Genomic DNA, 13,571 nt, shown 5'->3' with positions numbered 1-13,571 from the left:
CCCAGCCCATTAAGGCAAAAAGCGCCTTTTAGGGCTGAGAACCTTAGCTTCTGTGCCTAACTGGTCGGCTCTGCTTTTCTTATAAAAACGTACGTTGTACTTTTTCCCAAAACGAATTGTTTTTCAGTTTAACTGTTTTGATGGGTTTGTCGCTTAATTGAATTTGTACGCGTTCAACATGCTGAATGCTAAGAGCTTCATTATCCATACCCATGACAGGATAACTGCTGTCACCGGGTGCAATACGAAGCGTTAATGTACGATTGCCGCTAAGTATAAAAGGTGAACCAAGCGTACGATAGCTGTTATTATTTAACGATGCTAGCTCACTTACTTGATAACAAGGTAGCATTGGGTCTACGACTGCACCACGCAGTGATTTATTATAAGCTGTGCTTCCTGTCGGTGTGGAAACGACAAGGCCGTCACCGCGGAATGTTTCGAAATATAAATCGTCAATAAACACATCGACCGCAAATGTTTTAATAATACTTGAACGTAAAGAAAATTCGTTCAAACAGTAAAAAGCTGTGTCATCATCGACTGTTACATGAATGGTAGGATACTTTCGTACTTCAATTTCTGTATGTGTAATTTCAGCCAGCGCTTTATCTGCATGATCAATATGAAAATCGCAGTAAAAAGACGTTTCATCTGTTACGGAGACACCTGCATATAAGCAGTCATCACGAAAGCCAGTTTTGCGAAGCGCTTGCAAAAATGTACCGTCTTCTCCAACGCTAATAATAGCATTCGCTTCGTCCGGCTGCGATAAGATTGTAAATCCTTTTTCCTCTAGTATGCTATAAATCGGTTGCATTTTACTAAGTACGGTTTCATCTTTTTCACCATAAAAGAAATATAGTTTGCGACGATCTTCCATGTTAATCCCTCCACTGCTGTCATAAAGTTGTATTCGTATACTATATTTCCATATTAAATGAAAATTTCCTCTTTTCTATTTTAATCATTTCTTTTGTTTTTGGGTCTGTTAAAGTTCGTTGTTGATTTCCGTTACGGGTGTTCGCTTTCCGCGGGCAGTCAGGGAGCCTCCTCAGCGCTATGCGCCTGCACGGTCTCCCTTTGACTTGTTTGTCCCGCGGGAGTCTAACCCCCTTCACTCCAATCAACAAGTGCTCATTATTAACACTAGGTTTTAACACAGCCTTGTTTTTGTTTTATTGCAGCCACGTGTTGGTTTCCGGTTTAAATGATAGTGGCATGAGATGTATAACATCATCTTGTTTTTATAGTGAATTCGTGTTTATTTGCTCTTAAATGCGTCGATAATGGATAGGGAATGAAAGGATGAACGAGTATGCAATGGTTTGTAATCATACCGGCAGTGCTGTTGCTCCTGTTTTTACTTGTTTTGGTCACGAAAATTTCAATTACAATTATGGCTGGCTATACCCCGCAGGAGCAACGGGTGTTTGTAAGAGTTCGTATCTTATTTTTTCGCTATACCATTAATGTTTTAGAGCTGATGGAGAAAAAAAAAGCTACAAGTGAGCAGGAACCAATACAATCCGAGGATGATTCGCCTTCTTTTTCCACTTGGGCAGAACGGCTGCCTGAGTTGATAAAAAGCGCAGGTGACATCCATACTATGATTAAGGGCTTTCTTCGCTCTGTTCGTATTAAGAAGTTTTTATGGCGTTCTTATATTGGAACAGGCGATGCAGCCTATACCGGCGTTATCGCCGGTGGTCTTTGGTCTGTTAAGGGAATGATATTGGGCACCCTCAGCACGTATATGAAGATTGTCAAAGCGCCAGAGCTTGAGGTTGTTCCCGTTTTTCAAGGTGAGATTGCAACATCTCAGCTTGAATGCACCATCACGTTCCGAATTGGAAAGGCGTTACTAACAGCAGTAAAATTATTTCGCTATATACGAAAAAAGAAACCTGTTTTTACAGGCCATGATGCGGATGTAAGGGGGTAATACAATGGCACATCCTATCCAAGGGTTGATGACAACCGCTATGGAAAATTTGAAAACGATGATAGATGTAAACACCATTATTGGGGACCCAATTCAGTCTCCAGATGGGAGCGTCATTTTAACTGTTTCAAAAGTGGGATTCGGATTTGCAGCTGGAGGCAGTGAGTTTGGGAAACGTGAAGGCAATTACCCGTTCGGCGGGGGAAGTGGAGGCGGTGTTTCCATTACGCCTGTTGCATTCCTTCTTGTGAGTGCATCTGGTGTAAAGGTGCTACATCTAGAGAAGCACACGCATCTGCTTGATAAAATTATTGAACTTACACCACAAGCGATTGAGAAAGTACAAGATATGATGAAAAAAGATGAAGAGCCACCTGTTGTAATGTAAATGAAGCTGCGCCAAGCGAATGAATGAGAAATTATCGCTTGGCGTTGTCTTTTGTTTGCAATCGGTGTCGCTTCCCTCTATTATAAAAAATGTACATATTACATAAATTGAGGAGGATGTTGAAATGGCAAACGTTACATTTAAAGGCAATCCAGTAACTTTGATTGGTAATGAAGTGAAGGTAGGAGATAAAGCACCAAGCTTCACAGTACTTGCAAATGATTTATCACCAGTGACACTGGACACATATAAAGGCGCTGTTAAACTAATTAGTGTTGTGCCATCTATTGACACTGGCGTGTGCGATGCACAAACGCGCCGTTTCAACGAAGAAGCTTCTCAAGTAGAGAATGTGAAGGTATTGACAATTAGCGCGGATCTTCCGTTCGCACAAAAACGTTGGTGTGCTTCTAACGGGTTAGAGAATGTAGTAACACTTTCAGACCATCGTGACCTTTCATTTGGAGAAGCATATGGCGTTGTCATGAAAGAACTTCGTTTGTTAGCTCGTGCGGTTTTCGTACTTGATAGTGAAAATAACGTAACATATGTGGAATATGTGGCGGAAGGTACAAGTCATCCAGATTACGAAGCGGCAATCGCGGCGGCAAAAGCAGCAAAGTAAACCAAAAGCATCCTCTATTCTGAGGATGCTTTTTCAATGGAATGTATAACAGATAATAGATGTGATATGATGAGATTTATGTGTAATGAGGAGGTATATACAATGAATGTAGTAGAAACGATTTTTTCTGTACTTGATACGTCATGTTTGGTATTAAAAAAGGAATTAGATATTACGTACCTAGAAGCGCTGGTAGAAGCGGGTGATAATGTATTTGAAGGAACCGTTTTACAATCCAATTTGTCGACGTCTGCAATTGAGAGATTAAACCGGGAATACCAAAAGCTCTTGGAAGAACAATATAAGGGAGAGGAAATGCGTAAAGCCTTTCAGCTTTGTTTGTTAAAAGGAATGAAAGAAGGAGTACAAGCTAATCATGAAATGACGCCGGATGCAGTTGGATTGTTTACTGGCTACTTATTTCACAAGTTCCTAAAAGATAAGCAACATATCACAGTGTTGGATCCTGCGGTTGGTACGGCAAATTTATTGACAACAGTATTCAATGCAGCACCTGAAGGAACAACGATGCAAGGGTATGGCGTTGAAGTAGATGAATTGTTACTTCGGCTTGCGTTTGTAAATGCGAATTTGCAGAGACTGGGCATAGAACTGTTTCATCAAGACGGATTAGGGGCTCTTTATATTGATCCAGTTGATGCTGTTGTCTGCGATTTACCTGTTGGGTATTATCCGAATGAATTACGCGCTGCTGAGTACGAATTATGTGCAGATACGGGTCTTTCCTATACGCATCACCTTTTAATGGAACAAAGCATTAGGCACACAAAAGAAGGCGGATATGTATTCTTCTTGATTCCAAACTTTTTATTTGAAAGTGAACAAGCGGCAAAGCTGCATACCTTTTTGAAGGAGCACGCGTATATACAAGGCTTGCTGCAGCTGCCTGTGTCGATGTTTAAAAACGAGAAAAATGCAAAAAGTATATTTGTTCTGCAGAAAAAAGGAGCCAATGCGAAAGCGCCAAAGCAGGCGATGCTTGCAGAGCTTCCTTCCTTCTCTAAAGTGCAAGCTATGGAGTCCATGGTGAAACAAATTGAGGAATGGTTCCAACAAAATAAGTAAGGTGTATAACAGACACTTTGTTTAATATGATACAGGTTATTGATATATCTTGTGGTAATAACAAAATTGTTAGGTTTTTGTAAATCTGTATTATAATATTTTTTTGTGTGTTTCACTCTTTTTTCTTGAAATATATAGCATACAGTGTTTAAATTAGTAAAGTGAATTATGAAACTTCGACACGGTTTGCGGTCTGCCGCATAGCTAACATGAGTGAAAAAGGAGCGAAAGACGACATGTCAAAGGTTATTGCAATTAACGCCGGAAGTTCTTCTTTGAAATTTCAGCTATTTGAAATGCCGAGCGAAAAAGTATTAACAAAAGGTTTAGTAGAGCGAATTGGTTTGAACGACAGCGTATTTACAATTACAGTGAATGACGAAAAGCAAACAGAAGTATTAGATATCCCAGATCACGCTGTAGCTGTAAAGATGCTTCTTGATAAATTAACAAGCACAGGTATTATTTCTTCACTAGATGAAATCAGCGGCGTAGGTCATCGTGTTGTTCATGGTGGTGAAAAGTTTGCGGACTCTGTATTGATTACAGGTGAAGTATTAGCAGCGATTGAAGACTTAAATGATTTGGCACCTCTTCATAATCCGGCTAATATCGTTGGTATTAAAGCATTCCAAGAAGCTTTACCAAACGTACCAGCAGTAGCCGTATTTGATACCGCGTTCCATCAAACGATGCCGGAAGAATCTTTCCTGTACAGCTTACCGTATGAGTACTATGAAAAGTTTGGTATTCGCAAATACGGTTTCCACGGTACCTCTCATAAATATGTAACAGAGCGTGCTGCACAGCTGTTAGGTCGTCCGATCGAGCAATTACGTCTGTTATCTTGTCATTTGGGTAACGGCGCAAGTATTGCAGCTGTAGAAGGCGGAAAGTCTATTGATACATCGATGGGCTTCACACCACTTGCTGGTGTAACGATGGGAACGCGTTCTGGTAACTTGGACCCGGCTTTGATTCCATACATCATGGAAAAAACAGGTCAAACTGTTGAAGAAGTAGTAAACGTTTTGAACAAAAAGAGTGGTATGCTAGGTATCTCCGGCTTCTCAAGTGATCTACGTGACATTGAGCAAGCAGAAGAAGAAGGAAACGAGCGTGCGAAAGTAGCGATGGATATTTTCGTAAGCCGTATTCATAAATACATTGGCTCTTACGCAGCACGTATGAAAGGTGTAGATGCAATCATCTTCACGGCTGGTATCGGTGAAAACAGTGCGTTAATTCGTGAGCGTGTTCTAGAAGGACTAGAGTTCATGGGTGTATACTGGGATCCAAAACGCAATAAAGTGCGCGGTGAGGAAGCGTTTATCAATTATCCGCACTCTCCTGTAAAAGTAATTGTCATTCCGACAAACGAAGAAGTCATGATTGCGCGCGACGTAACACGTTTAGCGCATGTATAAAAAAAGACGGGGCTATAGCCCCGTCTTTTTTGCTGTAATAAATATCAGTTAAAGTCCTTCTGTAGTTTTGAATGAGGTTATGTAAACAGGAAACATATGGTATGATAAAGGAAAAGTGTGTTTGTAAAGGAGTGTGCTGTATGAATCTTTCCCAACGTGAGCAAAAGATATGGAATGATATCGAAAGTTGGCAATATCAGCTATCTCAACAAGATTCTACTGATTTTCAGAGAGCATATGACAAATGGTTAAAGAGCTCGTTTGCTAAATTGCCTGGAAGTAAAAAAACTGAGTTTTTTGCAAAAGCTGATCAATGGTTATTTCATCTTCATGCTCTTATTCAAAGCTCTCAGTCGCAGTTAGATGCAAGAAATCGCATTCTTTCCAATGCTAGGTTATTTGAGGAAGAGATTGAACATATTGAAGATTTGCGACAGTTAACGATTGATCAACTCATTTATATAACGGAACAGCAAGTGGCGCGCCACAGACTTTATTCTTTTGTTCAGGGAGCTGCTACGGGTGCAGGGGGTATGCTGCTTCTGGCGGCAGATTTACCGCTGATGATTGCTATCAATTTAAAAGCTGTACAGCTTATCGCTACAACATACGGTTATGATGTGAATAAACCATATGAAATGATGCTTGCTTTAAAAGTGTTTCATGCAGCCATTTTGCCGTCTCGTTTACAGCAATATGCATGGCGAGAGCTACTGGAGGAATTAGAGCAGGATGAATATGGTCTTTTCTTTTATGAAGGTGCGGAGGACATTATAGATAGCGGTACAGTACAAGTGGTTCTGACCCAAATCTTGAAGGTGTTCGCAGTTCATGCACTGCGGCGTAAGGTCATGCAAGGGATTCCGATACTAGGGGTTGCGGTAGGATCTACCGTTAATTATCGTATGACACGCAATGTAACAGAGTTCACCCACCGTTTTTATCAAATGCGCTATATGCTAGAAAAACAATCTTAATAAAAAGAATACTTTAAAAGTAAAAGCTTGAGGGAAAATTCACACCCCTCAGGCTTTTTACGTAATACTTCACATAAAACCTCAGTAACTACCCCTTTTTAAGTATGACTTCTTTGGGCAGACAGCTCTTGATTAGCACGATACCATAGCCATAAATCGTTAATCACAGAAGCTGTATCAGCAATTTCACTGTTTAACCGGCAACATACGGAAAAGTTTTCCTCATTATTCAGCGCATGCTGCTTTTGATTGATAATTTGTTCCAGCTCTTTAATACGGTCTGGAATACTGCCTCGTATTTGTTCCCATTTTAGTAAGATGGCTTGTTGTATGTTGCTATCTAATTGTGACCACTCTGTCTCAACATGTGGAATGAGAATTCCAAGTCGTTTATCTTTCCTGAAATATGTATACACTTTCGTTTTCCCCCCGCCGCTTGTATTGTTCTTTATATTGTATAGCAAATACCTGTAAATCTCGACTGAAATGTAGGAACGGAAAAATAATAGTTGCGTGTGTTTTGTAAAGCTGTTAAAGTATATTCATGAATATAAATTAATTTTATTGAATAAATATACTTTAGTGAAGGGGGATATATATGACAAAGCAAAAGGTTGTTTTAGCATATTCAGGGGGATTAGATACATCGGTCGCTATTAAATGGTTACAGCAGCAAGGATATGATGTGGTTGCGGTAGGACTTGATGTAGGTGAAGGAAAAGATGTTGAATTCATTAAACAAAAAGCGTTACAAGTAGGTGCAATCGAATCGTATTCAATCGATGCGAAACAAGAGTTTGCAGAGCAATATGTATTACCGGTTTTACAAAGTCATGCATTGTATGAAGATAAATATCCCCTTGTATCAGCGTTATCACGCCCGTTAATTTCAAAGAAGCTTGTTGAGATTGCTGAAAAAACAGGGGCTTCTGTTGTTGCGCACGGCTGTACGGGAAAAGGAAATGACCAAGTGCGCTTTGAAGTTTCGTTTAAAGCATTAAATCCAGATTTGCAGGTCATTGCACCTGTACGTGAATGGAGCTGGTCGCGTGAAGAAGAAATTGCTTACGCGATGAAGCACAACATTCCTATTCCAATTGATTTAGATAACCCGTATTCGATTGATGCGAATTTATGGGGAAGAGCATGTGAATGCGGAGTGCTAGAAGACCCTTGGGCTGCGCCGCCGGAAGGTGCTTATGATTTAACGACACCAATTGAAGCGACACCAGATATAGCTGATATCGTTGAAATTGCTTTTGTAGAAGGTGTTCCAGTTTCCTTAAATGGCAAAGTGTATGCGCTCCATGAGCTGATTTTAGAGTTGAATACCCTTGCTGGAAAACACGGTGTTGGCCGTATCGACCATGTAGAGAATCGCCTTGTTGGGATTAAATCTCGTGAGGTATATGAATGTCCAGCTGCAGTGACGCTTATCAAAGCGCATAAAGAGTTAGAAGATCTAACTCTAACAAAAGATGTTGCTCACTTTAAGCCGATTATTGCGCATAAGCTGACGGAGCTTATTTACAATGGATTATGGTTCTCTCCGTTAAAAACAGCACTACTGGCCTTTTTGCAAGAAACGCAAAAGCAAGTTACAGGAGAAGTGCGCGTGAAGTTATTTAAGGGGCATGCCATCATAGAAGGAAGAAAATCGTCTCATTCTCTATATAATGAAAAGCTTGCGACATACACACAGGAAGATCAATTCAATCATGGTGCAGCTGTTGGATTTATTGAATTATTTGGTTTGCCGACAAAGGTCTATAGTGAAGTGAACGGCAGAGAAAAGGTGAACGTATGAAGCTATGGGGAGGCCGTTTTACGGCAGAAGCAGAAGGATGGGTAGAGGAATTTGGTGCCTCTATCGCCTTTGATCAAAAGCTAGTCATAGAGGATTTAGAAGGGAGTCTTGCGCACGTCACAATGCTTGGTGCTTGTGGCATTTTAGAAGAGCAAGATGTAGATATAATAAAAAAAGGATTGCACACATTGCTTGAAAAAGCTAAAAAAGAAGAGCTGGTATTTACTGTTGCGAATGAAGATATCCATTTAAATCTTGAGAAAATGCTGATTGATGAAATCGGAGAAGTAGGCGGTAAGCTGCATACGGCACGTAGCCGCAACGATCAAGTTGCGACAGATATGCACTTATATCTTCGCACAGAAGTAAAGAGCATTATTGACAAGGTTAAGGGATTGCAAGAGGCATTAGTGATGCAGGCTGAACAACATGTGGAAACGGTTATGCCAGGTTATACGCATCTGCAGCGTGCGCAGCCTGTTTCTTTTGCACATCATTTACTTGCGTACTATTGGATGCTACAAAGAGATATAGAGCGCTATCAAGATGCGCTAAAGCGCATTAATATCTCACCTTTGGGAGCCGGTGCACTTGCCGGTACTACGTTTCCAATTGATCGTTCCTATACGGCATCCTTACTTCAATTTGACGGGATGTATGAAAACAGCATGGATGCGGTGAGCGATCGTGACTTTATTTTGGAATTTTTAAGCCATTCTTCTATCCTTATGATGCATCTGTCGCGTTTTTGTGAGGAATTAATTTTATGGAGCAGTCAAGAGTTTCAATTTATTGAAATGAGTGATGCGTATGCGACGGGAAGCAGCATTATGCCGCAGAAAAAGAATCCGGATATGGCAGAACTGATTCGCGGTAAAACAGGACGTGTGTACGGAAACCTATTTAGTTTGTTGACAGTAATGAAGGGTTTGCCCCTTGCTTATAACAAGGATTTGCAAGAAGACAAAGAAGGCATGTTCGATACCGTAAAAACCATTGGTACAAGCCTTCTTGTTATGACTGGTATGATTGAAACAATGAAGGTGCATGCAGATAAAATGGGGCAAGCTGTGCAGCAAGACTTTTCAAATGCGACGGAGATTGCCGACTATTTAGCAGCTAAAGGTTTGCCGTTCCGACAGGCGCATGAAGTTGTCGGGCGTCTTGTATTGCAATGTATCCAGCAGGGGATTTACTTATTGGATTTGCCACTTACAGCTTATAAGAAAGCTTGTTCGTTATTTGAAGAGGACTTATACGAAGTGCTATCACCACAAGCTGCCGTACGCCGCCGCAACAGTGCAGGCGGAACAGGATTTGATCAGGTATATGCGGCTTTAGATAAGGCAAAGCAAAAGTTATATAGTTGTTAATAAAAAAGCTACCGGGAAACCGGTAGCTTTTTAAAGTTTACCTTGCTCTTCTTCGCCTCTCACTACCAGTACATCGCAAGTAGCGTAACGAATAATATGTTCAGAAACGCTACCGATTAAAAAGCGTTCAACTGCATTTAAACCAGTTGCTCCGCACACAATAAGGTCAACATTGTACTTAGGTGCAACATCTTTAGAAATTTTAGCTTTGGGGTTCCCGAATTCTAACACGGTTTCTACTTGCAGACCTTCGTCTAAGGCAATTTTTTTATAATCCTCGAGTAAATCCTCTGCAAAGGAATTCGCACGCTCTGCAATTACATGGCTATAAGCCTCCACGGCAGAATATGCTTTAATGTCTACGATATGTGTAATTGTGAGTTTAGCTTGATTGCGCTTTGCAACATGTATGGCTTTTTTAAATGCTTTTTCGGCTTCTTTAGAACCGTCCACTGCTACGAGAATATTGCGGTAAGCTGTCATAATAGAACCCCTCCTATATGCAAAGTAGCTTTCTATACTTTTATTATATATAAAATCAATATATTTCAATCAGTTCAGATGTTACAAAATTCTGACAGATAAAAAGGTGTCTCGCTTGTAATTTTGCTTATAAATTGTTACATATGTGATAGAAGGGTTTCAAAGGAGGAATCGTATGAGACACGCATTGATTACCGCCGGCTCAAAAGGTCTCGGTAAAAGGGTGATGGAGGAGCTTTTACGAAAAGACTATACTGTCACGGTCACGTATCGAAGTGACGATGAAGCGATGGCAAAGTTACGTGATACCTATGAAAATGAGTATACGCAGTTTATTCAAGCTGATGTAACCAAAAAAGAAGATTTATATCGTATTGTTGATGAAACGATGAAAAGATTCGGTAGAATTGATTGCTTAATCAATAATGCAGGGCCCTATATATTTGAGCGCAAAAAATTAGCTGAATATACGGATGAAGAATGGGAATCGCTTATTGGTGGTAACTTAAGTGCTGTATTCTATTTGTTAAAACGTGTTATTCCTATTATGCGTGAACAGCGATTTGGGCGTATTGTTAACTATGGATTTCAAGGAGCTGAAAGTGCTTCAGGATGGATTTATCGTTCTGCATTTGCCGCTGCTAAAGTAGGGTTGGTTTCTTTAACAAAAACGGTTGCTTATGAAGAAGCGGAATATGGTATTACATCTAATATGGTATGTCCAGGAGATATTGCTGGAGGTATGAAAGAAGCGTCGATTGCAGCGGCTCGCATGCAATCTGATTTTAGGACGCCGATTGGTCGATCTGGTACAGGAGAAGATATTGCACGTGCTGTATTGTTTTTCTGCGATGATAATGCCGATATGATTACAGGTACGTGCCTAGAGATTACGGGGGGGATGGACGTTATTCACCGCCATCGATCCTAGAGAAAAACATCTGAAAGCGTGTTATTGTATGTATCAGTGTGTTACAATATAGTACAGACAGAATATTCTTATAATACAGCTTGTGTTTTCAGTTTCGTATACGAGGAGGAATTACGTTGCGTATTGGAGTACCGAAGGAAATTAAAAATAATGAAAACCGCGTCGCTATGACGCCGGCTGGTGTTGTTCATTTAGTGCGAAGCGGCCACGAAGTATATATTGAAAAAGGCGCGGGCATTGGTTCCGGGTTTCCAGACGAGCAGTATATAGAAGCAGGTGCATCGATTGTAGATACAGCTGCCGACGCTTGGTCTATGGAAATGGTAATGAAAGTAAAGGAACCCATTCCGAGCGAATACGGTTATTTCCGTGAAGGTCTTATTTTGTTTACATATTTGCATTTAGCACCGGAACCGGCGTTAACAAAAGCGTTAATTGATAATAAAGTAGTAGGTATTGCTTACGAGACTGTGCAGCTTCCCAATCAATCGTTGCCGCTATTAACCCCAATGAGCGAGGTAGCAGGTCGTATGTCAGCACAAATCGGTGCACAATTTTTGGAAAAGCCTGAGGGCGGTAAAGGAATTCTATTGGGCGGTGTGCCGGGTGTAAAGCGCGGTAAGGTAACCATTATCGGCGGCGGTGTTGCAGGTACAAATGCAGCTAAGGTGGCAGTCGGATTGGGGGCAGATGTTACTATTATCGATTTAAATCCAGATCGTCTACGTCAACTAGATGATATTTTTGGTCATCAGGTTACTACGTTAATTTCTAATCCGTATAATATTGCAGAAGCTGTGAAAGAATCAGATCTTGTAATCGGTGCTGTCTTGATTCCAGGGGCAAAAGCGCCTAAGCTTGTTACACAAGAAATGATTCGATCCATGGAGCCGGGATCTGTTGTGGTCGACATCGCCATTGACCAGGGGGGGATTTTCGAAACAACAGATCGCATTACAACACATGATGAGCCTACTTATGTAAAAGAAGGTGTGGTGCATTATGCAGTTGCGAATATGCCGGGAGCTGTGCCGCGTACATCAACGATTGCTTTGACGAATGTGACAGTACCTTACGCTGTACAGATTGCCAACAAAGGCTACAAGAAGGCATGCCTAGACAACCCTGCATTATTGAAGGGTATTAACACATTAAACGGCTATGTTACATACGAAGCCGTTGCAGAAGCACACGGTTTAGAGTATGCGGATGCTGTATCTGCTTTGACTTTAATACAATAATAAATAACAAGAGGGTGTCATATATATGTGACACCCTCTTGTTATATCAATGGATCCAGGTTTACTTTATAATGTGCAATTCTTTTGGATACTTCGTTAGAATTTCCACACCATCAGTCGTGACATAAATATCATCTTCAATGCGCACGCCTCCAACATTTGGTACATATATACCCGGTTCGATAGTAAACACCATACCAGTACGAAGTGGTGATGTATTTGCATCTGTTAAGGACGGATATTCATGAACGCTAATACCTAGACCGTGTCCAAGTCGATGGGGAAAATAAGCACCATAGCCGGCATTTTCAATATAAGAACGAGCTGCTCTGTCTACTGTATCAATGGCAGCCCCGGGCTTACTGGCTTCAATTGCTTGTAGCTGTGCTGTTAAAACAGTCTCATAAATGTTTCGCTGTTCTTCAGAGATATCTCCAAAAGCGACAGTGCGTGTAATGTCAGAGCAATAGCCGTCGATTACTACACCTAAGTCAAATAATACAAAATCACCGCGTTTAATTTGATTTGTACCTGGCTCTCCATGTGGAAGTGCCGAGTTTGCACCAGCAAGAACCATTGTGTCAAACGACATCTTACTGATGCCTTTTTTCTTCAGTTCATATTCAATTGTTCCTAGAATTTCCATTTCGGACTTACCTTCCGCAATTTGACTCACCCCAAGCTCCACAGCCCAGTCAGCCATATATGCGGCTTGTCGCAAAATAGCCAATTCCTTTTCATCTTTAATCAGGCGGAGCTCATGAAGCTTAGCCTCCGCTGCAACGAAAGCTGCACCGGAAAACAGTGCTAATAATTCTTCATAGCGTTCTACGTTTAAATGCTCCTTCTCAACGGCAATTGTTCTTACCGAAATATCACGTTTTTGCATAGCCTGCTCAATCAATACCCAAGGGTTATCTGTGTCACTAAAGCCAATAATTTCATGCGGCCAGCCTGCGCTTCTTGCTGGTCCTTCTTCCATTTTTGGACAAATTAAAATTGGTTCTTTTTCTGGAAATACAAATACACCGAGTAAGCGCTCGTGCGGCTCGCAATGAAAGCCTGTCAAATAAAATACATTGGAAGTGGATGTAATAAACGCCGCCTCAATATCTTGCTTTTGTAACCAACTCATCAAATTATGTAAACGATGTTCCATGTCTGTCGCCTCCATTTTTCTTTTCTTTAACTTTACCTGTTTACCGGTTTTATGACAAGCAAAGAGGTGAGCTTGTATGATTGGCACAGTGTTACTGTTTTGTGTATCATGAACATGAGCGGTTATAAC

At 40.9% G+C, this 13,571-nt stretch carries 14 protein-coding genes; 10 read left to right on the top strand and 4 right to left on the bottom strand.

The window, feature by feature from the left end; translation table 11 throughout:
* Window positions 1-79: 79 nt before the first annotated feature.
* On the bottom strand, window positions 80-883 hold the full coding sequence (locus MUG87_RS09540) for an NAD kinase (RefSeq protein ID WP_247087222.1): 804 nt from the start codon (window positions 881-883) through the stop codon (window positions 80-82).
* Between the two features lie 435 nt (window positions 884-1,318).
* Between MUG87_RS09540 and MUG87_RS09535 the strand changes: the two genes are divergently transcribed.
* The 6 genes from MUG87_RS09535 to MUG87_RS09510 all read left to right on the top strand — a co-directional run bounded on the left by MUG87_RS09535 (window position 1,319) and on the right by MUG87_RS09510 (window position 6,448).
* Complete coding sequence (locus MUG87_RS09535; protein WP_247087220.1) at window positions 1,319-1,945, top strand: DUF2953 domain-containing protein; 627 nt, start codon at window positions 1,319-1,321, stop codon at window positions 1,943-1,945.
* Window positions 1,946-1,949: 4 nt separating this feature from the next.
* Entirely contained in the window at window positions 1,950-2,333 is a 384-nt protein-coding gene (gene ytfJ, locus MUG87_RS09530; protein WP_247087218.1) for a GerW family sporulation protein, read from the top strand.
* 124 nt (window positions 2,334-2,457) lie between these two features.
* Window positions 2,458-2,958: a thiol peroxidase gene (gene tpx / locus MUG87_RS09525; RefSeq protein WP_247087216.1), complete on the top strand. Its 501-nt coding sequence runs from the start codon at window positions 2,458-2,460 to the stop codon at window positions 2,956-2,958.
* A 102-nt stretch (window positions 2,959-3,060) separates the two neighbouring features.
* The gene (locus MUG87_RS09520) at window positions 3,061-4,044 is read left to right on the top strand and encodes a class I SAM-dependent methyltransferase (RefSeq protein WP_247087214.1); all 984 of its coding nucleotides are present in this window, start codon (window positions 3,061-3,063) and stop codon (window positions 4,042-4,044) included.
* 236 nt (window positions 4,045-4,280) lie between these two features.
* Window positions 4,281-5,471, top strand: coding sequence for an acetate kinase (locus MUG87_RS09515; RefSeq protein WP_247087213.1), 1,191 nt, complete (start codon window positions 4,281-4,283; stop codon window positions 5,469-5,471).
* A gap of 140 nt (window positions 5,472-5,611) precedes the next feature.
* The gene (locus tag MUG87_RS09510) at window positions 5,612-6,448 is read left to right on the top strand and encodes an EcsC family protein (protein WP_247087212.1); all 837 of its coding nucleotides are present in this window, start codon (window positions 5,612-5,614) and stop codon (window positions 6,446-6,448) included.
* A 98-nt stretch (window positions 6,449-6,546) separates the two neighbouring features.
* On the opposite strand, the gene MUG87_RS09505 is transcribed toward MUG87_RS09510, so the two are convergent.
* The gene (locus tag MUG87_RS09505) at window positions 6,547-6,864 is read right to left on the bottom strand and encodes a radical SAM protein (RefSeq protein ID WP_247087211.1); all 318 of its coding nucleotides are present in this window, start codon (window positions 6,862-6,864) and stop codon (window positions 6,547-6,549) included.
* Between the two features lie 182 nt (window positions 6,865-7,046).
* Between MUG87_RS09505 and MUG87_RS09500 the strand changes: the two genes are divergently transcribed.
* Window positions 7,047-8,255 carry an argininosuccinate synthase gene (locus MUG87_RS09500; RefSeq protein ID WP_247087210.1) on the top strand — a complete coding sequence of 403 codons (1,209 nt, stop codon included), beginning with the start codon at window positions 7,047-7,049 and terminating at the stop codon, window positions 8,253-8,255.
* Entirely contained in the window at window positions 8,252-9,628 is a 1,377-nt protein-coding gene (argH, locus tag MUG87_RS09495) for an argininosuccinate lyase (protein WP_247087209.1), read from the top strand. Before MUG87_RS09500 ends, argH begins: the two co-directional genes overlap by 4 nt.
* A 30-nt stretch (window positions 9,629-9,658) precedes the next feature.
* On the opposite strand, the gene MUG87_RS09490 is transcribed toward argH, so the two are convergent.
* The gene (locus tag MUG87_RS09490; RefSeq protein ID WP_247087628.1) at window positions 9,659-10,114 is read right to left on the bottom strand and encodes a universal stress protein; all 456 of its coding nucleotides are present in this window, start codon (window positions 10,112-10,114) and stop codon (window positions 9,659-9,661) included.
* 172 nt (window positions 10,115-10,286) lie between these two features.
* Here MUG87_RS09490 and MUG87_RS09485 point away from each other — a divergent pair, with 172 nt between their 5' ends.
* Together MUG87_RS09485 and ald are read left to right on the top strand one after the other, a co-directional pair.
* Window positions 10,287-11,042: an SDR family oxidoreductase gene (locus tag MUG87_RS09485; RefSeq protein WP_247087208.1), complete on the top strand. Its 756-nt coding sequence runs from the start codon at window positions 10,287-10,289 to the stop codon at window positions 11,040-11,042.
* 116 nt (window positions 11,043-11,158) lie between these two features.
* Entirely contained in the window at window positions 11,159-12,283 is a 1,125-nt protein-coding gene (gene ald / locus MUG87_RS09480; RefSeq protein WP_247087207.1) for an alanine dehydrogenase, read from the top strand.
* A 61-nt stretch (window positions 12,284-12,344) separates the two neighbouring features.
* Here the strand turns inward: ald and MUG87_RS09475 are convergent, their stop codons facing one another.
* Window positions 12,345-13,442: a M24 family metallopeptidase gene (locus tag MUG87_RS09475; protein ID WP_247087206.1), complete on the bottom strand. Its 1,098-nt coding sequence runs from the start codon at window positions 13,440-13,442 to the stop codon at window positions 12,345-12,347.
* Window positions 13,443-13,571 lie beyond the last annotated feature (129 nt).

The sequence above is a fragment of the Ectobacillus sp. JY-23 genome, assembly GCF_023022965.1.
Lineage (GTDB): Bacteria > Bacillota > Bacilli > Bacillales > Bacillaceae_G > Ectobacillus.
Note: the sequence above shows the minus strand (reverse complement) of the source record. Positions and strands in the feature narration are given on the sequence as shown.